General features: G+C 73.6%; 25 protein-coding genes. 17 read left to right on the plus strand and 8 right to left on the minus strand.

The window, feature by feature from the left end; translation table 11 throughout:
- Positions 1-154: 154 nt before the first annotated feature.
- From QWJ13_RS10770 to QWJ13_RS10790, 5 genes are all read left to right on the plus strand, one after another.
- Positions 155-802 carry a DedA family protein gene (locus QWJ13_RS10770; RefSeq protein ID WP_316522905.1) on the plus strand — a complete coding sequence of 216 codons (648 nt, stop codon included), beginning with the start codon at positions 155-157 and terminating at the stop codon, positions 800-802.
- A gap of 209 nt (positions 803-1,011) precedes the next feature.
- On the plus strand, positions 1,012-2,778 hold the full coding sequence (locus QWJ13_RS10775) for a threonine/serine exporter family protein (protein WP_316522906.1): 1,767 nt from the start codon (positions 1,012-1,014) through the stop codon (positions 2,776-2,778).
- Positions 2,779-2,866: 88 nt separating this feature from the next.
- Positions 2,867-3,937, plus strand: coding sequence for a hypothetical protein (locus tag QWJ13_RS10780; RefSeq protein WP_316522907.1), 1,071 nt, complete (start codon positions 2,867-2,869; stop codon positions 3,935-3,937).
- 252 nt (positions 3,938-4,189) lie between these two features.
- Positions 4,190-5,488: a C40 family peptidase gene (locus QWJ13_RS10785; RefSeq protein WP_316522909.1), complete on the plus strand. Its 1,299-nt coding sequence runs from the start codon at positions 4,190-4,192 to the stop codon at positions 5,486-5,488.
- 257 nt (positions 5,489-5,745) lie between these two features.
- Entirely contained in the window at positions 5,746-8,469 is a 2,724-nt protein-coding gene (locus QWJ13_RS10790; RefSeq protein WP_316522911.1) for a right-handed parallel beta-helix repeat-containing protein, read from the plus strand.
- Between the two features lie 95 nt (positions 8,470-8,564).
- Here QWJ13_RS10790 and QWJ13_RS10795 read toward each other — a convergent pair whose 3' ends face one another.
- The gene (locus QWJ13_RS10795; RefSeq protein ID WP_316522912.1) at positions 8,565-8,888 is read right to left on the minus strand and encodes a hypothetical protein; all 324 of its coding nucleotides are present in this window, start codon (positions 8,886-8,888) and stop codon (positions 8,565-8,567) included.
- A 111-nt stretch (positions 8,889-8,999) separates the two neighbouring features.
- Between QWJ13_RS10795 and QWJ13_RS10800 the strand changes: the two genes are divergently transcribed.
- Entirely contained in the window at positions 9,000-9,323 is a 324-nt protein-coding gene (locus QWJ13_RS10800; RefSeq protein WP_316522913.1) for a GNAT family N-acetyltransferase, read from the plus strand.
- Between the two features lie 41 nt (positions 9,324-9,364).
- Positions 9,365-10,642 carry a GNAT family N-acetyltransferase gene (locus tag QWJ13_RS10805; protein ID WP_316522914.1) on the plus strand — a complete coding sequence of 426 codons (1,278 nt, stop codon included), beginning with the start codon at positions 9,365-9,367 and terminating at the stop codon, positions 10,640-10,642.
- A gap of 75 nt (positions 10,643-10,717) precedes the next feature.
- Here the strand turns inward: QWJ13_RS10805 and QWJ13_RS10810 are convergent, their stop codons facing one another.
- The gene (locus QWJ13_RS10810) at positions 10,718-11,536 is read right to left on the minus strand and encodes a TetR/AcrR family transcriptional regulator (protein ID WP_316522916.1); all 819 of its coding nucleotides are present in this window, start codon (positions 11,534-11,536) and stop codon (positions 10,718-10,720) included.
- 183 nt (positions 11,537-11,719) lie between these two features.
- On the opposite strand from QWJ13_RS10810, the gene QWJ13_RS10815 reads away from it, so the two are divergent.
- On the plus strand, positions 11,720-12,295 hold the full coding sequence (locus QWJ13_RS10815) for a GNAT family N-acetyltransferase (protein ID WP_316522918.1): 576 nt from the start codon (positions 11,720-11,722) through the stop codon (positions 12,293-12,295).
- Between the two features lie 31 nt (positions 12,296-12,326).
- On the opposite strand, the gene QWJ13_RS10820 is transcribed toward QWJ13_RS10815, so the two are convergent.
- Positions 12,327-12,806, minus strand: coding sequence for a macro domain-containing protein (locus QWJ13_RS10820; RefSeq protein WP_316522919.1), 480 nt, complete (start codon positions 12,804-12,806; stop codon positions 12,327-12,329).
- Positions 12,807-12,815: 9 nt separating this feature from the next.
- Positions 12,816-14,120, minus strand: coding sequence for an MFS transporter (locus QWJ13_RS10825; protein ID WP_316522920.1), 1,305 nt, complete (start codon positions 14,118-14,120; stop codon positions 12,816-12,818).
- A gap of 139 nt (positions 14,121-14,259) precedes the next feature.
- Here QWJ13_RS10825 and QWJ13_RS10830 point away from each other — a divergent pair, with 139 nt between their 5' ends.
- Entirely contained in the window at positions 14,260-15,246 is a 987-nt protein-coding gene (locus tag QWJ13_RS10830) for a LysR family transcriptional regulator (protein ID WP_316522922.1), read from the plus strand.
- Between the two features lie 89 nt (positions 15,247-15,335).
- Here QWJ13_RS10830 and QWJ13_RS10835 read toward each other — a convergent pair whose 3' ends face one another.
- Both QWJ13_RS10835 and QWJ13_RS10840 read right to left on the minus strand, forming a co-directional pair.
- A complete protein-coding gene (locus QWJ13_RS10835) occupies positions 15,336-15,944 on the minus strand; it encodes a YceI family protein (protein WP_316522924.1) in 609 nt (202 codons plus the stop codon).
- A gap of 181 nt (positions 15,945-16,125) precedes the next feature.
- Positions 16,126-16,521 carry a hypothetical protein gene (locus tag QWJ13_RS10840; protein ID WP_432277478.1) on the minus strand — a complete coding sequence of 132 codons (396 nt, stop codon included), beginning with the start codon at positions 16,519-16,521 and terminating at the stop codon, positions 16,126-16,128.
- A 79-nt stretch (positions 16,522-16,600) separates the two neighbouring features.
- Here QWJ13_RS10840 and QWJ13_RS10845 point away from each other — a divergent pair, with 79 nt between their 5' ends.
- The 7 genes from QWJ13_RS10845 to QWJ13_RS10875 all read left to right on the plus strand — a co-directional run bounded on the left by QWJ13_RS10845 (position 16,601) and on the right by QWJ13_RS10875 (position 21,313).
- On the plus strand, positions 16,601-16,795 hold the full coding sequence (locus QWJ13_RS10845) for a DUF3046 domain-containing protein (RefSeq protein ID WP_316522926.1): 195 nt from the start codon (positions 16,601-16,603) through the stop codon (positions 16,793-16,795).
- 165 nt (positions 16,796-16,960) lie between these two features.
- Complete coding sequence (gene sigJ, locus QWJ13_RS10850) at positions 16,961-17,812, plus strand: RNA polymerase sigma factor SigJ (RefSeq protein ID WP_432277494.1); 852 nt, start codon at positions 16,961-16,963, stop codon at positions 17,810-17,812.
- Between the two features lie 34 nt (positions 17,813-17,846).
- Positions 17,847-18,965, plus strand: coding sequence for a DNA polymerase III subunit beta family protein (locus tag QWJ13_RS10855; RefSeq protein ID WP_316522929.1), 1,119 nt, complete (start codon positions 17,847-17,849; stop codon positions 18,963-18,965).
- Between the two features lie 119 nt (positions 18,966-19,084).
- The gene (locus QWJ13_RS10860; protein WP_316522931.1) at positions 19,085-19,888 is read left to right on the plus strand and encodes an alpha/beta fold hydrolase; all 804 of its coding nucleotides are present in this window, start codon (positions 19,085-19,087) and stop codon (positions 19,886-19,888) included.
- 62 nt (positions 19,889-19,950) lie between these two features.
- Entirely contained in the window at positions 19,951-20,358 is a 408-nt protein-coding gene (locus QWJ13_RS10865) for a helix-turn-helix domain-containing protein (protein WP_316522933.1), read from the plus strand.
- Positions 20,359-20,360: 2 nt separating this feature from the next.
- The gene (locus QWJ13_RS10870; RefSeq protein WP_316522935.1) at positions 20,361-20,852 is read left to right on the plus strand and encodes a hypothetical protein; all 492 of its coding nucleotides are present in this window, start codon (positions 20,361-20,363) and stop codon (positions 20,850-20,852) included.
- Positions 20,853-20,962: 110 nt separating this feature from the next.
- The gene (locus QWJ13_RS10875; protein WP_316522937.1) at positions 20,963-21,313 is read left to right on the plus strand and encodes a DUF2516 family protein; all 351 of its coding nucleotides are present in this window, start codon (positions 20,963-20,965) and stop codon (positions 21,311-21,313) included.
- A gap of 89 nt (positions 21,314-21,402) precedes the next feature.
- On the opposite strand, the gene QWJ13_RS10880 is transcribed toward QWJ13_RS10875, so the two are convergent.
- Positions 21,403-22,941: a PP2C family protein-serine/threonine phosphatase gene (locus QWJ13_RS10880; RefSeq protein ID WP_316522939.1), complete on the minus strand. Its 1,539-nt coding sequence runs from the start codon at positions 22,939-22,941 to the stop codon at positions 21,403-21,405.
- Between the two features lie 197 nt (positions 22,942-23,138).
- Here QWJ13_RS10880 and QWJ13_RS10885 point away from each other — a divergent pair, with 197 nt between their 5' ends.
- Positions 23,139-23,708, plus strand: a complete 570-nt coding sequence (locus tag QWJ13_RS10885) for an O-acetyl-ADP-ribose deacetylase (RefSeq protein ID WP_316522941.1) — start codon at positions 23,139-23,141, stop codon at positions 23,706-23,708.
- Between the two features lie 165 nt (positions 23,709-23,873).
- Here QWJ13_RS10885 and QWJ13_RS10890 read toward each other — a convergent pair whose 3' ends face one another.
- Positions 23,874-24,707, minus strand: a complete 834-nt coding sequence (locus tag QWJ13_RS10890; RefSeq protein WP_316522943.1) for a class I SAM-dependent methyltransferase — start codon at positions 24,705-24,707, stop codon at positions 23,874-23,876.
- Positions 24,708-24,807: the final 100 nt, after the last annotated feature.

Genomic DNA, 24,807 nt, shown 5'->3' on the forward strand with positions numbered 1-24,807 from the left:
GCCGGCCCCACCCGGGCCCCCGCCGGGGCCGTGCGCGTCCGCCCGTCCCGGGCACCCGCGCTCACGCCCGGGAACCTTCCGGCCCCCAGTCGAGTCTTTGTCAATGCTTTACTCTTCCATTGCCAAGACTCGACCATCCCGGAGTGCCCGCACCGTGACCAGCCTCGCCCTCGGCCCGTCCTGGCTCGATCCGACCACCCTGATCTCCACCTTCGGCCTGATCGGCATCCTGGCCATCGTCTTCGCCGAGTCAGGCCTGCTGATCGGCTTCTTCCTGCCCGGCGACTCGCTGCTGTTCACCACCGGCCTGCTGGTGGCCGGCGGCACCTACCTGCACCAGCCGCTCTGGCTGGTCTGCGCCCTGGTGGTGGCCGCCGCGGTGGCCGGGGACCAGGTCGGCTACCTCTTCGGCCGGAAGGTCGGCCCGAGCCTCTTCCGCCGTCCCGACTCCCGGATCTTCAAGCAGGAGAACGTGGAGAAGGCCGCCGCCTTCTTCGACCGGCACGGGCCCAAGGCGATCGTGCTGGCCCGCTTCGTGCCGATCGTCCGCACCTTCACCCCGATCGTGGCCGGGGTGAGCAGGATGAACTACCGCGGCTTCGTGCTGTTCAACCTGGTCGGCGGCGTGCTGTGGGGCGGCGGCGTCACCGTGCTCGGCTACTTCCTCGGGCAGATCCCGTTCGTCCGGGACAACATCGAGGCCATCCTGGTCGGCATCGTGCTGATCTCGGTGATCCCGGTGGCGATCGAGCTGCTGCGGGCCCGCCGTTCCGGTTCCGCCGCAGGCCACCGCGCCGGGTAGGCGTTCGACGCCCCCTCCACGGGACGCCGCGTACATGTGCGTCGGGCTGTTCGATCAGGCAAGGTGTAACCCGAGATCGAACGGTGGCCGACGGCCACCAGGGGCGGCAAGGAGCGGAAGAAGTGCCTAAGCGGGGCCGACCGGGTGCGGGCAAGCGGGCGAGGGGAGGCCGGGCGGTACGACAGCCGAGGCAGGCACCCCCGAAGCCGGTGCACCCTTCCGACGCGCCGCCCACCGAGGGCCTGCTCGGCCACCCCGCGCCGCCGGTCGAACCCACCGTCGTCGTCCCGCTCGCCCCGCCCGTCCCGGAGACCAAGGGCCTGCTGGCCCCCGAGCCCGAACCGGCCCCCGAGCCGGCGCCCGAGCCGGCGTCCGAGCGGGCGCCGGGGTCGGTGCCGGGGGCGGCTCTTGAGGCGGCGGCCCGAGCCGCCGTCGAGCGTCCGGCCGGCCGCCGCTCGGTCGCCGAGGACACCCTCACCCCCGAGGAGTGGCGGGCGGCCGGCTACACCCCGCCCACCGGCATCCCGATCCCGGACCTGACCGCCGGCGCCCCCGGCGAGGCGCCCTGGCCGGACCGGATGCGCACCCTGCTGCGCACCCCGATGTCCGAGCGCCCCGCCTTCGAACGCACCGCCCGCGAGCTGCACCCCTCCGTCGGCCACACCCGCAATGTCCCGCGCATCCTCGACCTGACGCTGCGCATCGGCGAGCTGCTGCTGGCCAGCGGCGAGGCGGCCGAGGACGTCGAGGCGGCGATGCTCGGCATCGCCCACGCCTACCGGTTGGACCGCTGCGAGCCGCAGGTCACCTTCACCCTGATCGGCATCTCGTACCAGCCCTCGCTGGTCGAGCCGCCGGTCACCGCCGACCGCGTGGTGCGCCGCCGCACCTCCGACTACACCCGGCTCGACGCGGTGTACGAGCTGGTCGCGGACATCACCGCGGAGAAGGTGTCGGTCAACGACGCCTACCGCCGGCTGGCCCTGATCCGCCGCAACCGGCACCCGTACCCGGCCTGGTTCCTCGCCCTGACCACCGGCCTGCTGGCCGGCGCGGCGACCTTCCTGGTTGGCGGGAAGATGGACGACAAGGGCTGGCTGGTGTTCGCGAGCGCCTTCGTCGCGGCCGTCCTCGGCGACCGGCTGGCCTCCGCGCTGGCCAAGCGCCGGCTGCCGGAGTTCTACCAGTTCGTGGCGGCCGCGATGCCCGCCGCCGCCTCCGGGATCATCCTCTCGCTCAACGACTGGGGCCTGCGCGGCTCGGTCGTGATCACCGGTGGCCTGTTCGCCCTGCTACCCGGGCGCGCCCTGGTCGCCGCCGTGCAGGACGGCCTGACCGGCTTCTACATCACCGCCGCGGCCCGGCTGCTGGAAGTGGTCTACCTGGTCGCGGGCATCGTGATCGGGGTGATGGTGATCCTCTACCTGGGGGTCGGCTTCGAGGCGAACCTGCGCCCCGACGAGAGCCTGGTGGGCGTCAACTACCCGCCGGTCCAGATGGTCGCCGCGATGCTGCTGACCCTGGCCTTCGCCACACTGCTCCAGACCGACCGCCGCTCACTGGCCCTGGTCACGATCAACAGCGGCATCGGCTGGGCCAGCTACGGCGCGCTGGTGTACAACGCGGGCGTCAACCCGATCGCCGCGACCGGCGTGGCGGCCGGGCTGGTCGGCCTCTTCGGCCAGCTGATGGCGCGCTACCGAAACGGTTCGGCGCTGCCGTACGTGACCGCCGCGATCGGCCCGCTGATGCCCGGTTCGGCGCTCTACCTGGGGATGCTCGCCTTCGCCCAGGGGCACTCCAGTGCCGGCCTGGTGTCGGTCTTCCGGGCGGCGGCGATCGCGATGGCGCTGGCGATCGGGGTGAACCTGGGTGGGGAGATCGCCCGGCTGTTCATGAAGCTGCCGGTCGACGCCGAGCTCCCGTCGCTGCCCGCCATGCCGCGCCGGGCGGCCAAGCGCACCCGAGGGTTCTGACCGGGCGTCGACTCCCGTCGACACCCGTGGGGGTACGCAGTACCCGCAGTACGCAGTACGCGCAGGACCAGGAACGAAGGTAAGACCCATGACGACACTGCTGGACAGCTACCGCGAGCACATCGTCAACGCGCACAAGCAACCGCTGTTCCTGCTGCTGGTCGGCTTCATCACCTCCTTCGTCTTCATCCGGTTCAGCGTCCGGATGATCCGCGCCCAGGTGCGCTGGTGGCCCGGCAACGTGACCCCCGGCGGCCTGCACATCCACCACATGGTGTTCGGCCTGGGCTTCCTGCTCCTCGGCGGCATCGGGGTGTTCGCCACCTACGGCGGGCAGCCGTGGATGGACTGGTTCGGGCTGGCCTTCGGCATCGGCTGCGGCCTGGTGCTGGACGAGTTCGCGCTGATCCTGCACCTGGACGACGTGTACTGGAGCGAACAGGGCCGCAAGTCGGTGGACGCGGTGATCATCGGCATCCTGTTCACCTCCCTGCTGCTGGTCGGGTACGTGCCGCTCGGCGTGGTGCCCGGCGAGGAGACCAGGTGGGGCCTGGTCACGATCATCTCGGTGAACTGCCTGGCCTCGGTGGTCACCCTGTTCAAGGGCAAGGTGTGGACCGGCCTGCTCGGGATCATGGTCCCCGGGCTGTCCTGGATCGGGGCGATCCGGCTGGCCCGGCCGAGCAGCCCGTGGGCACGCTGGCGGTACACCGAGCGCCCCCGCCGCCGGGCGCGCGCGCTGCGGCGCGAGCGCCTGCTGCACCGGCGCGCGGACCGGGCCCGCACCTGGCTCTTCGACCTGATCGCCGGCGCCCCCGACAAGGTGCCCGCCAACCACCCCGCCGCCCACCGGGTCGCCGAGCGGATGTCCGCCCGCGCCACCGCCCACCTCGACGCCCACGCCGCCCGAGCCCTGGCTCGCCGCCAGGCCCGGCTGGCCGACCGCCGCTCGGCCGCCGCCACGCCGGGCCGGCCCGCGGGCACGGCGGACCAGGACGCCGCAGCGGCCGGCCCCACCCGCTCCCGACAGGCACAACAGCGCCGCCGCACCATTCGGGCCGGCCGCAGCCGTGCCGTCGCAGTCACCCCGACCGGCCTGGAGACCCGCCCGGCCCGTCACCCCCGCCTGCGCCCCCACACCCGCCGCATCGGCCGGTAGGCCGTCGGGCCGTCGGGCCGCCCGTCCGCCCGTCCTGCCTGCCCGCCCGGCGCGCGTCTGCCCCTCCTGGTGGCTGGTCAGATCATCTGATGGTCACCCGACCGGAAGAGCATGTTCCAGGTGTGAAGCCTGGCGGAATTGAGAACATGAGCGTCATGTGACCGTTCTGTCACGTGATGGGATGATTCCTCGGACCCCCGCCACCCCTCGTCCGACGCCGTCCCCTCCGGACCCGTCAGAAGGGGATGTCCCGTGGCGCGCAGGCTCCTGCTGACCCTCCTGCTGTCCCTCACCGCCCTGCTCGGGCTGCTCCCCGCCGTTCAGGCCGCGCCGGCGCAACCGGCCCCGGCGGAACCCGGGACCTCGGCCGATCCGGCCGGTGGCGAGGAGCCCTACCCGACCACCGAGGAGATCGATCAGGCCCGGGCCGAGGCCGACGGCAAGGCCTCCTCGATCGCCGCCCTGGAGGCCGCGCTCACCGCCGCCCGGGTCGAGCTGGACCGGGCCGGGCGCGCCACCGAGCAGGCCGTCGAGGCCTACAACGGTGCCCAGCTCGCGCTCGCTCGGGCCCGCACCGAGGAGGCCGCCGCCGCGCAGCGCGCCGCTGCCGCCGAGGCCGAGCGGTCGGCCGCCGCCGAGGACGCGGCCCGGCTGGCCGCCGAGACGTACCGGCAGGGCGTGGGCGCCGAACTGTCCGCGCTGAACGCCCTGCTCGGCGCCCACGGTCCGCGTGAAGCGGGCGACCGCGCCGTCGCGGTGGGGCAGGTCAGCGAGCGCACCCGGCAGATCCTGGACGCCGCCACCTCCACGGCGGCCGCCGCCCGCAGTGCCTCCGCCGCCGCCCGGGCCGCCACCGAGGCCGCGGGAAGGGCCGCCGTCGCGGTCGGCGCCGCCAAGGTCCGGGCGGAGCAGCGGCTGGCCGCGCAGCAGGGCGAGGTGGCCGCCGCCGACCAGCGCCGCGAGCAGCTGCTCGCCGAGCTGGCCGTCGCCCGGGACACCACCGTCGAGCTGGAGCGCCAGCGCCGCGAGGCCCTGGAGGCGATCGCCGCCCGCGAGGCCGAGGCGGCCGCCCGCGCCGCCGCCGAACAGGCGGCCCGAGAGGCCGAGGCGGCGGCAGCGCAGGCCGAGGCGGTGGCCAAGGCCCAGCAGAAGGCCTTGCCGCCGCCCGCCACCCGCCCGTGGTCCGCCGAGGGCGCGGCCGCCGCCGTCGCCTTCGCCAAGTCCAAGATCGGCCTGCCCTACATCTGGGGCGGCGAGGGCCCGGCCGGCTACGACTGCTCCGGGCTGACCATGATGGCCTGGCGCGAGGGCGGCCGGCAGCTCAACCACTTCGCCGCCGACCAGTACGCCCAGAGCACCCCGATCAGCTACCGCCAACTGCGCCCCGGCGACCTGGTCTTCTGGACGGACACCGGGCGCGCCGCGGACATCTTCCATGTCGGGCTCTACATCGGCGGGGACCAGATGATCGAGGCCCCGCGGGCCGGCAAGCCGATCAAGCAGGCCAGCCTCTGGATCATGGGCACCCCGGACTTCTACGCCCGCCCCTGACCCGCCCGCGCTGACGCGCCTGCTCCGATGCGCCCGTCCCGATGCGCTCGCTCCGGTGCGCCTGCTCCGATGCGCCCGTCCCGATGCGCTGCTCCGATGTGCCTGCTCCGATGCGCTCGCTCCGATGCATCCGACCCGGTGCGCCCGACCCGATGCGCCCGCCCCGAATCTCCAGAGAGCCCTGCCTGTTGACGGCGCCGCCGGGATCGGTAATCTGACGCGGCCATCAAGGCGATCATCAAACTTTCATACCTGGGGTGTTGGTGTCCCACCGCCGTCTCATCGCGACCGCCGCGTCCATCGCCGCCGGATTCGCTTTCCTGCCGAGCCAGGCGTTCGCCGCCGGGCCGGCCCAGCCGACCGTACCGCCCGCCGTGGAGGCCCCGGCCCTGACCGGGACCGGTCCGTCCACGCCCAAGACGTTCACCAGCCCGGCGGAGAAGTCCTACCGGGTGCAGGGCAAGGCCGCCCCGCAGGCCGCGGCGGCCGCTCCGCGCGCCACCGGCAGGACGATCTACGCCGTCACCGCCTCGACCTGCACCACCGACACCGGCACCGGCGCCGAGGCCACGCCGTTCTGCAGCCTCCAGCACGCCGTCGACGCGGCCGCGCCCGGCGACACCGTCAAGGTGTCCGGCACGATGGAGAGCGGCAACCCGGCCCGTTCCCGGGAGTCGGTGGTCATCCGGACCTCCGGGCTCACCGTCATCGGCGGCGACAGCGTCCCCGCGAAGGTGGACAGCGCGGGCGACCAGCCCACGCTGACCCTGGACGGCGTCAGCGACGTGACGATCAGCCACCTCTACCTGAGCGCGTACACCGGGTCGGGCACCGTGGCGGTCAAGGGCTCCAGCCGGATCACCCTGGACTCCAACCACATCTGGGCCGGCGGCCAGAAGGGCTTGGGTGTCGCCATCGACGGCGCCTCCAGCTCGGTCGCGGTGACCCGGACGCACATCGCCCCGGATCCGACGATCTCCAACACCGCCGTCACCGTCGCCGCCGGCGCCCGGGACGTCACGCTGGCCGGGAACCTGCTGGCCAGGTCCGGCATCGCCGCCACCGGGGTGCAGGGCCTGAACGTCACCGGCAACACCATCCAGCGCGGCTGCCTCCCGGCGGTCGCGGTGGACGGCGCCGGGGCGGCGGTGTCGATCCAGAACAACCTGGTGGTGGAGTCCACCGAGGCGGCCGCCTGCGACTCCGGCGTGCCGGCCGTCACGGTGTCCGCCGAGTCGGCCGCGGCGACCACCACCGACTACAACGACTTCTACTCCGCCGTCACCACCGGCGCGGGGCCCTACCGCTGGGCCGGCACCGCGTACCCGACGCTCGACGCGTTCCGGGCCGCCCAGCCCCAGGGTGCTCACGACACCGTGGAGGCGGTGGCCCCGTCGATGGTCGGCAGCGGCTACGAGTTCGGTGTGGCGTACGCGCTGCAGCCCGGCTCCACCGCGATCGGCGCCGCCAACCCGAGCGCGCCCGGCGCGCTGACCGCCGACTTCTTCGGCAATGGTCCGATGACCGACCGGGGCGCGGTCAAGTACCTGAGCACCAACCCCAACTTCACGATGGCCCTCACCGCGAGGAACACCAGCGCGTACGGCATCACGCTGACCGTGAACGTGACCTCCAAGCCGGTCGCCCAGGACCTGTACGTCACCTGGGGCGACGGCGCCACCAGCGTGGTGAACTTCGCCGGCGACAAGCCGGTGACGTCGACGCTGAGCCACCGCTACCAGAAGCTGGGCGACTACACCGTCACCGCCACCGACTACGACCGTAGTGGCAACACCGTCCGCAACACGGTGAACGTCGGCACCGTCGGCTCGCAGTACACCCCGTACGGGCCCAAGCGGCTGCTGGACACCCGAGACGGCACCGGCGCGACCGCCGCCAAGATCCCGGCCGGCGGCACCGCGCGGGTGCAGGTCGGCGGCAACGCCGGTATCCCGACCGGGGTCACCGCGGCGGTCCTGAACCTGACCGTCACCAACCCGGTGACGGCGGGCCACATCGACGCCTACCCGGAGGGCGGCGCCCGACCGGCCACCTCCAACGTCAACTACCAGGCCGGGCAGACCGTCCCGAACCTGGTGACGGTGCCGGTCGGCGCGAACGGCTACGTCGACCTGTACAACGGCGGCTGGGGCTCGGTGGACCTGATCGCCGACATCACCGGGTACTTCACCCAGTCCAACGCCAACGGCTACTACGAGATCGGGTCGAAGCGCCTGGTCGACACCCGTGACGGCACCGGCGCCCCGCGGGGCCAGGTCGGCGCCTACCGCTCCCTCCCGGTGCAGATCGTCCTCTCCGCCCCCGGCATCCCCTTCTCCGGCGTCAACGCGGTCGCGCTGAACATCACCGTCACCGACCCGCGCAGCGACGGCCACCTCACGGTGTACCCGAGCGGGCAGGGCCTGCCCACCGCCTCCAACGTCAACTTCACCGCCGGGCAGACCGTGGCCAACGCGGTCATCGTCCCGGTCGGCGCGGACGGCCGGATCCAGGTGTACAACGGCGCCTGGGCCTCGACCGACGTGATCGTCGACGTGGTCGGCTACTACGGCATGTACGGCGGGGCCGCCTACATGCCGGTCGAGCCGGAGCGGCTGCTGGACACCCGCGACGCGTCGACCTGGCGCGGCGGCCAGCTGGGCGGCCGGTACTACGTCCCGCTGCACATGACCGACCGCAGCGACATCCGGGCGTTCGTCTTCAACACCACCGTCACCGGCACCCGTGACGCCGGCCACCTGTCGATCGGGGCGGACGGCAACACCTGGCAGGCCTACCAGAACGGGACGGCCTACCCGCAGACGGCGCCGGACGTCTCGACGCTCAACTGGCGCCGCGGCGAGACCGTGCCGAACATGGCCCAGGCCGTGCCGGGCAACGGCATCGTCGACCTCTTCAACGAGAGCGACGGCCCGCTCGACCTGATCGTGGACATCTTCGGCTACTACCAGAACGGCTGATCACCGGTCAGTGACGCGAAGGTCCCCGGGGCGGAGCACCAGCCCCGGGGACCTTCGCGCATCCGGCCGCGGCCGTTCGCCTCCTCGGAGACGCGCTACCGGCCGGCCAGGGCGGCCAGGGCCCTGCGGCTGTCGAGCAGTCGTACGAAGGCCCAGCCCCAGACGCCGGCGAGCGGGAGCGACACCAGGAAGACGGCGAGCGCGCCGCCGATCCGGCCGATCAGCTCGCCGTTGCAGGCCTCCTGCATGTGGAAGCCCTTCGGCTCGTAGAAGGCCGGTGCGCCGCAGAGCCCGTTGCCCGGGGCGAAGACCAGCCAGAGCGCCCAGAGCCAGCCGGCCACGGTCAGCCCGCCGACGAGCTTCATCATCAGGGATTTGCTCTCGTAGTCCTTCAGCTTCCGGAAGTACTCGTCCTCCATGGGCCCCCACAATGCGGATCGTTTGTACCTGAACCGGCACGAGGATGCCAGCCCGCGCCGCCGGACGCCACTGTCGGTGGGTCGCGCTAGCGTGGCCGCGGGGACGGCGAGGTGGCGGGCACCGTCACGCTCTGGTCGGACGAGGAAGACGGCACGCCGGTCTCCGAGATCGGCTGGATGGTGCTGCCCGAGTACCAGGGCCGCGGCCTCGCCAAGGCGGCCGTCCGCCGGGTGCTGGACGCCGCCGCGCAGGACGGCCGCTGGGGCGAGGTGCACGCCAACCCGGGGGTCACCAACGGGCCGTCCAACGGGATCTGCCGGGCGCTGGGCTTCCGGCTGCTCGGCGAGCGGGACTTGGGCTTCGCCGGTCGCGTCCTGCGGGTCAACCACTGGGTGGTGGTACCGGGCGAGCACCTCGGGTCGAGCACGGAATAATTCGGATGCCGTGGCGCCAACCGCCGCCGTACGGTGGCCTCATGGGCAACAGTGATCACACGGCCGTCGACACCGTGAACGGGCTCCTGGTGCGGGCCGTCTCGGCGGACGAGATGGAGGAGTGGAGCCGGGCACTCAACTTCGGCTTCATGCGCCCCGACGTGGGCGCCGCGATGGAGCTGCGCCACAAGCTGTTCGAGCCGGGCCGGATGCTGGCCGGGTTCGACGGCGAGCGCCAGATCGCCACCTTCCGCAGCTTCGACACCGCACTGACCGTCCCCGGTGGCTCGTTCGTGCGGGCCGACGCCGTCACCAACGTCACGGTGAGCGCCACCCACCGCCGCCGGGGCCTGCTCAGCGCGATGATGCGCCGGGATCTCGCGGCCGCCGCCGAGCGCGGCTGCGCGGTCGCGATCCTGCTCGCCGCCGAGTACAACATCTACGGCCGGTTCGGCTTCGGCCCGGCCACCCGGGGTGGCGGCTGGAAGATCGACCTGCGCCGCACCCGGGGCCTGCGCGACGGCCTGCCGGGCGTCCCCGGCGGCCGGATCGACTTCGTGACCATGGCCGAACTGCGCGAGCTGGGATCCGACCTCCACGAGCGCTGGCGGCGCACCCAGCCGGGCGCGATCGAGCGCAGCGCGGTCTGGTGGGAGCGCAACACCGGCGAGATCCCGGTGCCGGGCGAGGGGTTCAAGGAGCCGTTCGCCGCCGTCCACCGGGACGCCGACGGTACGGTCACCGGCCTGGTGATCTACCGGGTCACCAGCAAGTGGGACCACGCGTACCCCGACTGCACGCTCACCGTGGACGAGTTCATCGCCCTCGACCTGCCCACGTCCGTCGAACTGTGGCGCCTGGTGCTCTCCGTCGACTGGGTGGCCCGCGTCGAGGTGCCCAAGCTCGGCCCGGACGACCCGCTGCCGCTGCTGCTCCAGGACCGGCGCGCGGCCACCCCGCACGAGAACAACTCGGACATGATGTGGCTGCGGCTGCTGGACGTCGAGGCCGCGTTCGCCGCCCGGACGTACGGCGCCCCCGGCCGGGTGGTGCTGGAGGTCGACGACAAGCTGGGTTACGCCTCGGGCCGCTGGGCGCTGGAGGCGGCCGAGGACGGCACCGGCCGCTGCGTCCGGACCGCGGACGACGCCGATCTCGCCCTCGGCGCCTCGCAGTTGGGCTCGCTCTACCTGGGCGCGGAGACGGCGTCCCGGCTGGCCTCGGCCGCTCTGCTCACCGAGTTGCGTCCGGGCGCGGCGGCCGCCGCCGATCTGCTGCTGCGCACCCCGGCGCAGGCCTGGACCCCGACCGAGTTCTGAGCCGAGGACGTCGTGCACACGCGTAAGGCCGGCCCGCACGCGCTGCGGGCCGGCCTTACGTGTTGGTCGTGGGCGCTACTTGACCGCCGTCTTGCCGATGGTGGGCAGGATGAAGTCCTGGATCAGGCCCTTGGCGTCGCGGACGATCGGCCGGAAGACCCGGTAACGGGACAGGTTGATCACCCGGGCGGCCATGGGGGTCGAGCGCCGGACGAACTCCCGGGTCCGCTCGGTGTCCTCGGTGCGGTCGAAGACCCAGTAGAGGACGACGACCATGAGGTGCAGCCAGAGCACGTCGGGCAGCAGCTCGACCAGTTCGGCGTCCAGCTTGGGCGCCAGTTCCGAGCCCTGCAGGACGTCGCGGAACAGTTCCACGGCGGTTGCCCGAGCCGGGTGGGACTCGTTGGAGAACGGGCTGAGCGAACTGCTCGGATCGGCGGCGGTGCGGAAGAACTGCGCGGAGAACTCGTGGTACGGCGCGGCGGTGTCCAGCCAGGATTCCAGCGCGATCTGCAACCGCTCGGCGAAGTCCCGGGTGTGGGCCATGCGGCGCCTGGCGTCGGCCGCGTGGTCGTAGGTCATCCGGTCGTAGAACCCCTGGATCAGGAATTCCTTCGCCGAGAAGTAGTAGTACGCGTTGCCCACCGAGACACCGGCCTCGGTGGCGATCGCGCGCATGGTCGTCTTCTCGTAGCCCCGCTCCTGGAACAGCCGCATGGCCGTCTCCAGGATCAGCGCCCGGGTCGCCTCACTCTTGTCGGTCTTGGGTTGCGCCCGGCCGCCGGGCATGGGCCCGCTCTCCGCCGCGGGCCCGTGCTCCGGGTCGGGCACGGCCGAGGTCTCGGCCGTGCCGTTCTCGCCGTCCGTTCGGTTCGTCGCTGCCAGGTCGTCCACGAGCACGAGCCTAGCCGGAGACGACGTTCCAACCGGTGTCGGTGTTGGTGTTACCGGATGCCCCCTCCGCACCCGGTGCCACGAATACCGCCCGCGTTGATTCGAACGCGTTCAAAAACATGACGGAACTGTAGACGCTTCCGTTGAACATGTTCAACTCCATCTCTGTGGGAGGCTGATCGGATGATCAGTTCAGGGCAGACCGTCATTCGGCGCGGCGGCGTGCAGGACGCCGGGTTCATCGCCGAGCTGCACGCGCACAGCTGGCGCACCACCTACACCGGGATCGTCCCGGAGGAGGGGTTGGGCGACGGGATGGTCGCCCAGCGCCGTGAGCTGTGGAGTCTGAGGCTCGCCGCCGATTACGGGGAGCCGGAGAACACGCCCGAGCTCCTGGTGGCGGAGCGGGCCGGTGAGGCGGTCGGTTTCATCTATCTGGTGCCGCAGCCGGACGGCGGAGTGCTGATCGACAATCTGCACGTGCGCCCGGGTCTGACCAGTGGCGGCATCGGCCACGAGCTGCTGGCCGCGGCCCGTGCCCATGTCGCCGAGCGGCACCCGGGAGCCGCACTCTCGCTGGAGGTGCTGCGGGACAACACCCGCGCGATCGCCTTCTACGAGCGCGAGGGCGCCGAGCGGGTCCGGGCGCAGGTGGGGGAGTTCCCCGGTGGATTCCTGCTGCCCGAGTACGTGTACGCCTGGCCCGCGGGGCGGGTGGCGGTCGGATCCGACCGGTCGGATCCGGCGGATCGGTCGTAGGGATTTTGGAAGCGGGTGAGGTCGGGTCGGATCAGTCGACGTCGTAGACGGTCACCGGGACGCCCCGGGCCGTCAGCCGGGCGCTGACCAGCGGCTCGACCTTCTCCCAGCGCCCGCCCGCCAGGCCGCAGCCGATCCGCGGCATGTGGACGGAGGCGCCGAGCCGCAGCGCGTGCTCGCCGAGCGCGACCAACCCGGTGTCGATCGCCTCGTACCGCACCGGCACTCCGGTGGAGCGCCCGGTGCGGATACCGCGCTGGCCGACCAGGTTGGCCACCCAGACGTGCGGATCGACCGGCACCAACTGGACGGCGCCGAGGCCGAAGTCGTTCTTCGCCCGCTCCCGATGCCAGCGTCGGTACGCCGCTTCGGGTTCGGGCCAGCGTCTGGAGAGCGCGAGCACGAAGCCCTTGCCCCAGCCGCCGAGGTCGTTGCAGACATGCGCGATCACCTTCACGCCCTTGCCCTGGGGCGTGGTGGCATCGCCTCGGACGTAGGTGATTTCCCCCATGCCTCGACGTTAGAGGGTGGCACTGACAATCTGCTCGCCATTTTCCGCGGGCCCGTTCGGCGCCCCATCCGGCGCTCCATCGGTCGGCCCGTCCGGCGCCCCGCGTCCCGCCAGGTGGCGCCGCCCCGCGAGCGCGATCAGCAGCGCGAGCGTGGCGGCCGCGGCGGGCAGGGCGTAGCCGGTGCCCGGGGCGGCGTGCTCGGCGACCGTCCCGGCGAGCGCCGCCCCGGCCGAGATGCCGACCACGATGCCGGACACCGCCATCGCCATCCCCTCGTTGAACTGCCGCTGCGGCAGCAGCTCCTGGACCAGCGTCATCCCCGTCACCATCGTCGGCGCGGTGGCGGTGCCGGCCGCGAACAGCACCACGCCGAGCACCCCGAGCCCGGCCCCGCCCAGCCCGGCGGCGAGCGGCAGCAGCAGCACGGTGGCCATCGCCGCGGCGCAGCGCAGGAAGCGGGTGGCGGGCGCCCGGCGCGGCGTGAGCAGGCCGAACAGCAGCCCGGCCACGCAGGAGCCGCCCGCGACCAGGGCCAGCAGCAGTCCGGCCGAGGCCTTGTGGCCGAGCGTGTCGGCGTACGCCACGGTGGTGATCTCGGTCGCGCCGAAGACCATGCCGGTGGCCAGGAAGGTCAGCACCAGCACCCGCAGTCCGGGCGCCCGCAGCGGCGAGCCGTGCCGCCGGTCGGCGGACTCCCGTACGGGAAGCGGGGGTTCGGTGCGTCGCTGGGCGGCGAACAGCAGGGCGCCGACGGTGCCGAGGGCGCCGGTGGCGAGCAGTCCGGCCTCCGGGGCGAGCGTCGTGCAGAGCAGCATCGCGAGCACCGGCCCGGCCATGAAGCAGAGTTCGTCCAGCGCCTGCTCGAAGGAGTTGGCCAGGTGCCGGGCGGCCGGGTCGTCCCGGTGCAGGTGCGCCCAGCGGGAGCGGGCCATGCCGCCGAGGTTGGGCATGGCGGAGCAGGCCGCGGAGCTGAGGAAGAGCGTCCAGCCGGGCGCGCCGAGCCGGACGCAGAGCACCATGGCGGCCATCGGGACGACGCTGTACAGCGCGGCCGGCACCGTCACCCGCGCCTGCCCGTACCGGTCCACCAGCCGTCCGATCAGCGGCATCCCGATCGCGCCGGTGACCAGCCCGACCGCCGAGACCGCACCGGCCAGCCCGTACGAGCCGCGCCGCTCGGAGAGCAGCACCACCAGTGAGACGCCGTACATCGACAGCGCCAGTCGGCCGAGCAGGCCGGCCAGGGTGAAGGCGGCGGCGCCGGGGGCCGAGAACAGCCGCCGGTAGGAGGCGAGGGAGGCGCGCGGGGGCATCGGGCTCCTGTGAGCGGGGTGGAAGGGGGCCCCAGCTGGGGGGGTGGAAGGGGGCGCTCCCAGCCTGGTGCCGCCGCCGGGCGGCCGTCCAACACCTATTCCGTCGCACTCACAACACGCTGTTGTTAATCTGCCGCCCATGCCCCGCGACCTGCACCCCCGCCTGCTCCGCGGCTTCGTCGCGACCGCCGAGACCCTGCACTTCGGCCGGGCCGCCGAGCGGCTGCACATCGCCCAGCAGGCCCTCAGTCGGGACGTCCGGGCGTTGGAGGGGCTGCTCGGCGGCGCACTGTTCGACCGCACCACCCGCAGTGTCGAACTCACCTCGGCCGGACGGCAGTTGCTGCCCAGAGCCCGTCGGTTCCTGGCCCTGCACGACGAGATCCTGGCCGAGGCCGCGGCCGCGGGCGGATCCGGGGCCGCCGCCCGTCCGCTGCTGGTCGACCTCAACAGCGATGTCACCGGCCCGGACCTCACCCCCGACCGGGTGCTCGAACGGGCCCGCGCCGACTGGCCGGAGGGTGAGCTGCTGGCCCGCTTCCACGGCGGACTGGCCGCGGCCGCCGCCGAACTGCTGGCCCACCGGCTGGACGCCGCCTTCGGCCGCTTCGCCGGGCTGCCCGCTCCGGCGCGCGGCCGACTCGCCCAACTACCGGTGCGGTTGGAGCCGATCGCGCTGGTGATGGCGGACACCCATCCGCTCGCCGGTCGCCCCGTCATCCGGCCGGCCGACCTGGTCGGGCATCCCGTCGACATCTGCGCGGGAAACCCGGCCACCACCGAGTGGGCCGACCTCGGCGCCCGGCTGCTGCACGAGCACGGCCTGACGGCGGCCGCGCCGCACGTGCCGCCGGTCGGCGTGGACGAGGCCGCCCGCTACCTGGCCCGGCACGGGGATCCGATGCTGACCACGGTCGGCGGGCCGCAGATTCCGGGGACGGTGACGGTACCGCTGGTGGAGCCGGTGCCGCTGAGCCTGGTCAGCCTGGTGCACCGGCCCGGTGAGCGCCACCCGGGGCTGCGGGCGCTGGCCGGGGCGGCGGGCGCGCTCGGTACGGCCGAGGGCTGGCTGCGCCGCCCGCCGGGCAGCTGGCTGCCCGCGGCGGATGCGGCGCTGCTGTCGTAAGAGTCGAAAGAGTCGTAAGAGCCGCCGGGGCAGCCGGAACCGCCCCTGCCCCGGGGGGTCGGGCAGGGGCGGTGGTCCCGGGGGCGGACTCAGCCGGCCTTGACGGCGGAGATGTCGAAGTTGAGCTTGACCTTCTCGCCGATCAGCACGCCGCCGGTCTCCAGCGCCGCGTTGTAGGTCAGACCGAACTCGGTGCGGTCGACGACGGCCTTGCCCTCGAAGCCGACCCGGTTGGCGCCGTACGCGTCGGTGGCGCTGCCGGTGTACTCCAGGTCCAGCACGACCGAGCGGGTGGTGCCCTTGATGGTGAGGTCGCCGGTCATCCGGTACGAGTCGCCGTGGATCAGCTGGGCGGAGGTGCTGCGGAAGCGGATCTCCGGGTGGGTGTCGATGGCGAAGAAGTCGCCGGTGCGCAGGTGCTCGTCACGCTGGGCCTGGTTGGTGTCGACGCTCGCGACCTTGATCACCAGCTCCGCGGAGGAGTTGCCCGGGTGGGTCCCGTCCAGGTGCAGCTTGCCGTCGTACTCGGTGAAGCGGCCCTTGACGTTGGTGACCATCGCGTGGCGGACCGAGAAGCCGATCTCGCTGTGGGTGCTGTCGATGGCCCAGTCGCCGGTCAGGTGGGCGAGGTCCGGCCCGGCCGGGGTCTGGGCGGCGGCGGGGGCGGTGACGGTCTTGGTGCGGTTGAACAGGCCCATGGCTTCCTCCTTGGTTCGAAGCCGGTTGTTTAGGCTTCAACTTGTTGACTTGAGCATAGGCCACTTTCGTTCAACTTTCAACCATGACCTTGAGTGAGTCCCGGCGCGGCGCCGCGGGCCGGGGTTTCGCGGCTCACCGGAAGGCCTGGCGGAAGGCCCCGCGGCAGGCCCAGCGGAAGGCCTACCGGAAGGCCGGGCCGGCGCCGGCGGCCCAGTCGGCGAACGTGCGCGCCGGGCGGCCGAGGACCGCCTCGACGTCGAGGCTGACCAGCTGCTCCTCGGCGAGCGGCGAGCCGAGGATGCCCAAGGTGCCGTCGATGACGGCCTCGGGCAGGAGCCGGGAGAGGTGCGCGCGGGCCTGCTCGCGGCTGAGCTCGACGAAGGAGACCTCCTCGCCGATCGCGGCGCCGATCGCCGCGGCCTGCCGGCGGGGGGGTGATGGCCTCAGGCCCGGTGAGGGTGTAGACGCGGCCGTGGTGGCCGGCCTCGCGCAGCGCGGCGGCGGCGACCGCGGCGAGGTCGGCCGGATCGACGACCGGGAGGGCGACGTCGGCGAAGGCGGTCTCTCCCCGATCAAGCAAACAGATCTGTCCGTAAGAGGGCAGGTCGGGAGGCCTCGGCGAAGGGGCCGCACCGGTGGACGGGATACTGGAGCCATGAAGCTGAGGGAGTTCTGGCGACGGATGTACGAGCACTTCGGTGAGGCGTACGCCGAGTCGTTCGCCAGTGACCACGTGATGAGCGAGTTGGGTGGACGGACCGTCCAGCAGGCCCTGGCGGCCGGCTGGGACGTCAAGGCCGTCTGGCGGGCGGTCTGCGAGACCCAGAACGTCTCGGCGCTGCTGCGCTGAGCGCCCTCGCCCCAGCCCAGCCCTCACCCTCGCCCCAGCCCTTGCACCCCCACCCCCGCTCCCGCGTACGAGACCTCCCGCCCGGGACCCCTACCGTGCGGTAGCGTCCCCGGCGTGACCGACACGTCTGACACCCGCCTCGCCGACTTCGAGCAGCACCGGCGGATGGTCTTCGGCATCGCCTACCGGATGCTCGGCAGCGTCGCCGACGCCGAGGACCTGGTCCAGGACACCTGGCTGCGCTGGAGCGGGGTCACCGGCCCGGTCGCCAGCCCCGGCGGCTTCCTGGCCCGGACGGTCACCAACCTCGCGCTCAACAAGCTGGACTCGGCCGCCGTCCGCCGCGAGTCCTACGTCGGCCCCTGGCTGCCCGAGCCGCTGGTCGCCGAGCCGGACGCGACCGACGGCGTCGAACGGGCCGAGACCGTCTCGGTCGCCCTGCTGGTGCTACTGGAGAGCCTGTCCCCGTTGGAGCGGGCGGTCTTCGTGCTCAAGGAGGCCTTCGGCTTCTCCTACCAGGAGATCGCCGAGGCCCTGGACCGCACCGAGGCCGCCTGCCGCCAGGTCGGCAGCCGGGCCAGGGCGCACGTGCGCGCCCGCCGGTCGCGCTACGACGCCCCGCCCGAGCTGCGCCGCCGGGCCACCGACGAGTTCCTGGCGGCCTGCGTCGGCGGCGACCTCAACCGGATGCTCGAACTGCTCGCCCCCGACGTCACCGCCTGGACCGACGGCGGCGGCGTGATCCGCGCCGCGCTGCGACCGGTCACCGGCGCCGACAACCTCGCCCGCTTCATCCTCGGGGTGCTCCGCCAGCACGGCGAGGCGGTCGGCGTCCGGCCGGTCCTGGTCAACGGCGTGCCCGGCGCCCTGCTCACCGTGAACGGCGCGCTGGACTCCGTCTTCGTGTTCGAGCTGGCCGAGCAGCCCGACGGCACCGTACGGATCTCCGAGATGCGCGCCGTCCGCAACCCGCACAAGCTCGCCCACCTCACCGGCCCGGCCCGACCCACGGCTTGACCCTCGACCAGGTCGAGCCCGCAGAGTCACCGGCATGGAGAGCGAGCTGCACAGCATCGGCGAGCTGGCCCGCGCCAGCGGCCTGGGCGTCGGCACCCTGCGCTACTACGACGGCGCCGAGGTGCTCGCACCCGCCTGGGTCGACCCGCAGACCGGCTACCGCTGGTACCGGCCCGGCCAACTCGCCGACGCCCGACTGCTGGCCCGGCTGCGTCGGGTCGGCCTGCCGCTGCCGACCATCCGCGCCGTACTCGGCGCCGCACCCGGCAGTGGCGAGGCCCGACGGGTGCTCGACGCACACCTGCGCAGGCTGGAGGACGGCCTCGCCGACGCCCGCCGCGAGCTCTCCCTGATCCACGCGATGATCGACCAGAGGGAGCAGCCGATGACCACCACCCCCGCCGAACTCCGGCTCACCGTCCCGGCCGAAGGCCTCGCGGCCGCCCTGGACGCGGTCCGCTTCGCCGTCGCCGGCGACCCCGAGCAGCCCTCGATCGCCGGCGTGCTCTTCGAGCCGGACGGCCCGGTGCTGCGCCTGGTCGCCACCGACCGCTACCGGATGGCCTTCGCCGAGGTGCCCGCGGACTGCGCCGCCTCGGTCGACGGGCCGACCGCCGGCACCATCGTCCCGACCGCGCTGGTGGACGCGCTGCGTGCCCTGCTCGGCGCGGGAGCGGCCGAGGTGGCGCTCACCCTCGGCGGCGGGCTGGTCCGCGCCGAACTCGGGGAGCATCGGGTGGAGGGCGCCGCCCTGGACTTCGACTACCCGGACCACCGCGCCGTCACCCGGCTCGAACCGGAGCACCGGATCACCCTCTCCGCCGCCGAACTGCGCGCCGCCGTGGAGACCGGCGCCACCCGTACCCTGCCCTCCGGCCCGGGCGGCGCCGACTGCGCGGTCACCCTCCTGACCCTGGCCGGGGACGGCCGCCTGGCGGTCACCGACGACCCGGCGCCCGAGGGCTACCTGCTGGCCGTCAACCGGGACTTCCTGCTGGACGCCCTCGACGCCGGGCGGACGCCCGCGGCGGCCGGGCCCGGACAGCTGCTCCTCGAACTCGGCGGCCCGATCGCCCCGCTGGCCGTCCGCACCCCCGGCCGGTCGGGCACCTTCTCCGTCCTGATGCCGATCCGGCTGCCCGAGTCCGCCTGACCGCGTCGGCCTGACCGCGTCGGCCTGAGCGAGTCCGCCTGGTCGAATCCGTTCGATCGCGTCCCGCCCGACCGAAAACGCTCGACAGGGCCGCCGGGGGGCTCTGCCATGATCACCGGATGAGCTCGCACATCGATCCTTCCGTCGTCGAGGTCCACGTCCCCGCCCCCGGCGGCGGGCGACTGTGGGCGGAGCGCCGCGGCGGCGGCAGCCCGGTGGTGCTGCTGCACGGATCCGGCATGGACTCCCGGCTGTGGGACGCCGTCGCCCCGGCCCTGGCCCGGCACCACGACGTGATCCGGTACGACGCCCGCGGCCTCGGCCGCTCCGACGCGCCGGAGCGGACCTTCGACGACATCGAGGACCTGGGCGCCGTGCTGGACCACTTCGGTCTGGGCAGCGCCGCGCTGGTCGGCCTGAGCATGGGCGGGGAGACGGCGCTGGACTTCGCCCTCGCCCACCCCGACCGGGTCACCGCGCTCGGCCTGGTCGGCGCCTCGGTCAGCGGCCACGACTGGCCGCCGTCCCCGGAGACCACCGCCTACGCGGAGGCCCGGCGGCGCCGCGACACGGCGGTCCTGGCCGAGCTGGAGCTCTCCGTCTGGGCCGCGATGGGCCGCGGGGCCACGGGGGGCGAGCTGATCGCGACGATGGTCGAGGAGAACGCGGCCCGCCGCATCATCAGCGAGCAGCACCTCGCCGGCGCCCCGGCCCGCGACGCCGAGCGCCAGCTCGGCTCCGTCACCGCGCCCACTCTGGTCGTCCACGGCGACCACGACCACCCGGAGATCGCGGCGATCGCCCGGCGCCTCGCCGCCGACATCCCCGGCGCCCGGGGCCACCTCGTCCCCGGCGCCGACCACTACCTCCCGCTGCGCACCCCCGAACAGCTCACCACCCTTCTCCTCAACCACCTGGCCTAGGCTGTTTGCTCGTCGCTAGCACTCCGCTTGCCATGGCAAGCAGGGTGCTTCAGGCTGTCCCCATGGCCTCACTGAACGTCGGCTCGCTCGGCGAGTACATCCGCGAGCAGCGCCGCAACGCCCAGTACTCGCTGCGGCAGCTGGCGGAGGCCGCCGGCGTGTCCAACCCGTACCTCAGCCAGATCGAGCGCGGGCTGCGCAAGCCGAGCGCGGAGATCCTCCAGCAGATCGCGAAGGCGCTGCGGATCTCGGCGGAGACGCTGTACGTCCAGGCCGGGATCCTGGAGGAGCGGCGGGGCGAGGGCCTGGAGCTGAGGGCCTCGATCCTGGCCGATCCGCTGATCAACGAGCGGCAGAAGCAGGCGCTGCTCGCGGTCTACGACGCCTTCCTCAAGGAGAACGCCGCGTCGGCCCCCCGTTCGGAGGCCGACGGCCCAGCCACCCCGCACACCCACCGGGAGGACCGGTAACCATGCCCATCACCGATGAGATCAAGAAGACCCTCGGCGACCCGACCCCGCTGTACGCCCTGGCCGGCGTCGGGGACCTCGCGTACGAGAAGCTGCGCGAGGTGCCGGGCCGGGTCGAGGCACTGGCGGCGGACCGCAAGGGCACCCAGGAGATGGCCACCGCCAAGCTCCAGGAGGCGCAGTCGCTGCTGACCGGGGCTCAGGCCAAGGTCGCCGAGACCGTCACCACCCTGCCGACCGACCTCAAGGCGCTCCAGGAGCGGGCCCAGGGCTTCGCCCTCCAGCAGGTGGCCCGCGCGGTCGAGCTGGCGGTGAAGGCCAAGGAGACGTACGACGAGCTGGCCGAGCGCGGCAAGGTCGTGGTGGACAAGGCCCGTCCGGGAGCCTCGGAGGAGGCCGCGCAGCCCGAGCCGGCGGCCGAGCCGGCCGAGGTCGAGCCCGCCCCGAAGAAGTCCGTCCGGGCCGGCCGGGACGCCGCCGAAGCCGGGGAGTGAGACCGGGGGCACATCCGGCCACCGCGGGACGTTGACCCGGTTGCGGGCGGTCGTCATGCCAGGATGGGCGGCGGTCGCAGCGCCGGAGTAGAGAGCAGAGGAGACCGCAAATGGTCGGAGTGTTGCAGATTCTGGCCTTTTCCTACCTGAATCCCATCTGGTGGGCGACCGTCGCGATCCTCGCCTACAAGGCGTTCGCCCTGGTCGACGCGGTCACCCGCCGCGAGGACGCGTACCGGGCGGCCGACAAGAAGACCAAGGGCTTCTGGGTGGCGATCCTGGCGATCTCCTTCGGCTGGGACTTCCTGTTCGGGGTGAACTTCTTCACCGGCATCGGCACCCTGGCCGGCCTGGTCGCCTCGATCGTCTACGTGGTGGACGTCCGCCCGGCGATCCGGGCACTGACCGGAGGCGGCGGCCGGGGCGGCCGGAGCAACACCGGCCCGTACGGCCCCTGGTAGGACCGGTGGCGGACAACACGGCGGCCCGGGCAGGGAGTTCACCTGCCCGGGCCGCCGCATGTCCAGCCCACCGAACGGGCCCCGACTGGTCAGCCCAGGAACAGCTGCGTCGGATTGCGCTCCAGCAGCAGCACCGCGACGTCGTCCGTCAGCGCACCGCCGTTCAGCTCCTCGACCTCGGCGATGGCGCTGTCCACCAGCCGCCCCCGGGTCAGCCCGGCGGCCTGGTGGTCGCCGACCAGGTCGGCGAGCCCGTCCTGGCCCAGTCGCCGCGATCCGGCCCCGACCCGGCCCTCGATCAGTCCGTCGGTGTAGAGCAACAGCCGCCACCCGGGCCGGAGTTCGACCTCGTGGGCGGGCCAGGTGGACTGTCCGTCGTGGCACGGCAGCAGGCCCAGCGCGGGCCCGGCGTGGTCGGAGGGCAGGGTGAGCGGCTCGTGGTCGCGGCCGAGCAGCAGGGGCGCCGGATGCCCGGCGAGGTAGAGCCGCGCCCGCTCACCGGTGCCGCGCCCGCCGGTCTCGGCAGGCCCGCCGGTCTCGGCAGGCTCGGAGGGCTCGGCAGGCTCGGAGGGCCTGGAGGGCTCGATCACCAGCATGCAGAGCGTCGCGAAGATCTCGTCGCTGCGCCGCTCGTGCTCCAGCACGTGCTGGAGGGTGGTGAGCAGCGTCTCGCCGGTGAGGCCCGCGAAGACCAGGGTGCGCCACGCTATCCGGAGCGCCACGCCGAGCGCGGCCTCGTCCGGGCCGTGGCCGCAGACGTCGCCGATCACGACGTGGACGGCGCCGTCGTCGGTGCGCACGGCGTCGTAGAAGTCGCCGCCGAGCAGCGCGCGGCGGCGGCCGGGGCGGTAGCGCCGGGTGAAGGAGAGCCCGGCGCCGTCGAGCAGCGGGGTGGGCAGCAGGTGGCGCTGGAGGCGGGCGTTCTCCTGGCCGCGCAGTTCGGCCTCGACCAGGCGGCGTTGGGACTCGTCGGCGCGCTTGCGCTCGACGGCGTAGCGCAGGGCGCGGGCGAGCAGCGGGCCGTCCGTCTCGTGCTTGATCAGGAAGTCCTGGGCGCCGGCCGCGACGGCGGCCGCGCCGAGTTGGGCCCCGGCGGCGTCGGTGAGCACCACGACCGGGGTGTGCGGTGCCCGGCGCAGCAGCTCGTGCAGCCCCTCCAGCCCGTCGGAGGCGTCGGACGGGTGCGGCAGGTCGGCGGGCGAGGCGAGGTCGAGCAGCACGCAGCCGAACTCGGGGGTGCGGGAGCGCCCGCGCCGGGCCCAGGGGGCGGGCGGGGCGAGCAGTTCGGTGGCCTGGTCCAGGCCGCGGGCCCAGTGGATCTCGATCGAGGTGCCGCTGCCGGCCACCGCGGCCTTGATCAGCTGGGCGTCCGAGGCGTCGTCCTCGATGACCAGCAGCCGCAGCGGACCGCCGTCGGCCGGGCCGTCCGCCGCCGGGGCGCCGCCCGGCTCGGAGATGTGCGACGGGTGGCCGGCGTGCGCGGCCCGCGAGCGGGGGTGGGGTATCGGGGGAGCCGCCGCGGCCGGGCCGGTCGTGACGCGGCTGCGGGCATGGCCGACGGGGGCGCCGCCATGGGCGCCCGACAGGTCAGCGGCACCAGGTGCCCGCCCGTCTCCCGTTGCGGGCATCGGTGGTTCCTCCCTTTCCCCGACTGCGTAACGGCCGGCGTCCGTCCGCAGTGCCCGACCGGGTGCCGGGGAACTTCTCGCGACCATAACGTGATCTCCGGGGATTTCTGTGGCCGACCGGGCCGTTGTGGCCAGTGCCACGACGGTGCCGGGTGTGGCGGCCGGACTCGGACGAGGCAGCGAAGGACGTGGTGGAAGTGACGGCGGCGACTCGGATCACCCTGGTGGAGGGCGACATCACGGAGCAGTCGACGGACGTCGTGGTGAACGCGGCCAACTCGTCCTTGCTGGGGGGTGGCGGGGTGGACGGCGCGATCCACCGCAAGGGCGGGCCGCGGATCCTGGAGGAGTGCCGCCGGCTGCGCGCCTCGCACTACGGCAAGGGCCTGGCCACCGGTCGGGCGGTGGCGACGACGGCCGGACGGCTGCCCGCCCGGTGGGTGGTGCACACCGTCGGGCCGGTGTATCGGGCGGAGGAGTACGAGGAGCGGGCGGAGCTGTTGGCCTCCTGCTATCGCGAGTCGCTGCGCGCCGCGGCGGGGCTCGGTGCGCGCACGGTGGCCTTCCCGGCCGTGTCGGCCGGGATCTACGGCTGGCCGCCGGCGGACGCGGCCCGGATCGCGCTCGACACCGTCGCTCGGGTGCTGGACGGCGGTGACGCGGAGGCGGGCGCGGAGCTGGCGGAGGTGCGGTTCGTGCTGTTCGGGTCGGAGATGTACGGGGTGTTCGAGCGGGCCCGGCGGGAGCTGTTCGGGCAGGAGGGCTGACCGGGCGCTGGGTGGCGGCACTGCTCGGCCGGGACCATCGTGACCTGTCGGGGCGTCAACACGCCAGAGTTATTCGATAACTCGTTCGAGTGAAGCGGATGTGTCGCCCACCAGACCGCCCGGCGACCGGCCCCTCGCCCCGTGGCGAGCAGCGGCGGCGGCCGACTACGGCGCGAGCGCCGACCAGGGCACCGTGACCTCGCCCTGCCGCCACCGCCCGCGCGCGTCCACCAGCGGCCAGCTGCCCGCCAGCGCCGTACACGCCGCCACCCAGCGCTGCCGCGCCCCGAACGCCCCGTACGGCGCGGCAGCCGCCCAGGCCCGGTCGAAGTCGGCCAGGAAGGCGTGCACCGGGCGCCCCGGCACGTTGTGGTGGATCAGCGCCTTCGGCAGCCGCTCGGCCAGGTCGGAGGGCTGGCCGAGGCCGCCCAGCCGGGCCGCGAAGGTCACCGTCCGGGGCCCCTCGGGGCCGAGCGCGACCCAGACGTGCCGCCGCCCGATCTCGTCGCAGGTGCCCTCGACCAGCAGCCCGTCCGGGGCGAGCCGCGCGCACAGCCGCTCCCACACCCCGGCCACCGCCGACTCGTCGTACTGCCGCAGCACGTTGGCGGCCCGGATCAGCTGGGCCGGCGCCCCGCCGTCCAGCGGCACCTCGAAGCCCCCGCGCCGGAAGGTGAGCAGCGGCGGCACGGCGTACGGCAGCGCGGCGGCGACCCGCTCCGGCTCGATCTCGATCCCGACCACCCGGACGTCCGGCCGCACCGTGCGCAGCCGCCCGGCCAGCTCGACGGCCGTCCACGGCGCGGCGCCGTAGCCGAGGTCCACCGCGACCGGCGGGCGCTCGGCGGCGCGCAGCGCGCGGCCGAGGGCGTGGGCGATCCAGCGGTCCATCCGGCGCAGCCGGTTGGTGTTGGTGGTGCCCCGGGTGACCGTCCCCACCGGGCGCCCGCTCCGCCCGCGGGCGGGCGCGGCGGACGGGGGGTCGAAGGAGGCAGCCATGCCGGAAAGGGTAGTCGGACCGCCGACCACACCGCGCTGACCTGGGGCGATGTCGACCGCCCCGACCAATGGGCCGGGGCGGGAATGCCGGGCGAGGTCC

Source organism: Kitasatospora brasiliensis (assembly GCF_032654805.1).
Lineage (GTDB): Bacteria > Actinomycetota > Actinomycetes > Streptomycetales > Streptomycetaceae > Kitasatospora > Kitasatospora brasiliensis.

What these genes read in the sequence shown, in the direction of transcription:
- QWJ13_RS10805 (WP_316522914.1), top strand. Translation starts at nt 9,365, where the DNA reads ATGGGCAACAGTGATCACACGGCCGTCGACACCGTGAACGGGCTCCTG.
- QWJ13_RS10860 (WP_316522931.1), top strand. Translation starts at nt 19,085, where the DNA reads ATGAGCTCGCACATCGATCCTTCCGTCGTCGAGGTCCACGTCCCCGCC.
- QWJ13_RS10780 (WP_316522907.1), top strand. Translation starts at nt 2,867, where the DNA reads ATGACGACACTGCTGGACAGCTACCGCGAGCACATCGTCAACGCGCAC.
- QWJ13_RS10820 (WP_316522919.1), bottom strand. Translation starts at nt 12,806, where the DNA reads ATGGGGGAAATCACCTACGTCCGAGGCGATGCCACCACGCCCCAGGGC.
- sigJ (WP_432277494.1), top strand. Translation starts at nt 16,961, where the DNA reads ATGGTCTTCGGCATCGCCTACCGGATGCTCGGCAGCGTCGCCGACGCC.
- QWJ13_RS10865 (WP_316522933.1), top strand. Translation starts at nt 19,951, where the DNA reads ATGGCCTCACTGAACGTCGGCTCGCTCGGCGAGTACATCCGCGAGCAG.
- QWJ13_RS10835 (WP_316522924.1), bottom strand. Translation starts at nt 15,944, where the DNA reads ATGGGCCTGTTCAACCGCACCAAGACCGTCACCGCCCCCGCCGCCGCC.
- QWJ13_RS10845 (WP_316522926.1), top strand. Translation starts at nt 16,601, where the DNA reads ATGAAGCTGAGGGAGTTCTGGCGACGGATGTACGAGCACTTCGGTGAG.
- QWJ13_RS10825 (WP_316522920.1), bottom strand. Translation starts at nt 14,120, where the DNA reads ATGCCCCCGCGCGCCTCCCTCGCCTCCTACCGGCGGCTGTTCTCGGCC.
- QWJ13_RS10815 (WP_316522918.1), top strand. Translation starts at nt 11,720, where the DNA reads ATGATCAGTTCAGGGCAGACCGTCATTCGGCGCGGCGGCGTGCAGGAC.
- QWJ13_RS10855 (WP_316522929.1), top strand. Translation starts at nt 17,847, where the DNA reads ATGGAGAGCGAGCTGCACAGCATCGGCGAGCTGGCCCGCGCCAGCGGC.
- QWJ13_RS10795 (WP_316522912.1), bottom strand. Translation starts at nt 8,888, where the DNA reads ATGGAGGACGAGTACTTCCGGAAGCTGAAGGACTACGAGAGCAAATCC.
- QWJ13_RS10890 (WP_316522943.1), bottom strand. Translation starts at nt 24,707, where the DNA reads ATGGCTGCCTCCTTCGACCCCCCGTCCGCCGCGCCCGCCCGCGGGCGG.
- QWJ13_RS10880 (WP_316522939.1), bottom strand. Translation starts at nt 22,941, where the DNA reads ATGCCCGCAACGGGAGACGGGCGGGCACCTGGTGCCGCTGACCTGTCG.
- QWJ13_RS10830 (WP_316522922.1), top strand. Translation starts at nt 14,260, where the DNA reads ATGCCCCGCGACCTGCACCCCCGCCTGCTCCGCGGCTTCGTCGCGACC.
- QWJ13_RS10870 (WP_316522935.1), top strand. Translation starts at nt 20,361, where the DNA reads ATGCCCATCACCGATGAGATCAAGAAGACCCTCGGCGACCCGACCCCG.
- QWJ13_RS10875 (WP_316522937.1), top strand. Translation starts at nt 20,963, where the DNA reads ATGGTCGGAGTGTTGCAGATTCTGGCCTTTTCCTACCTGAATCCCATC.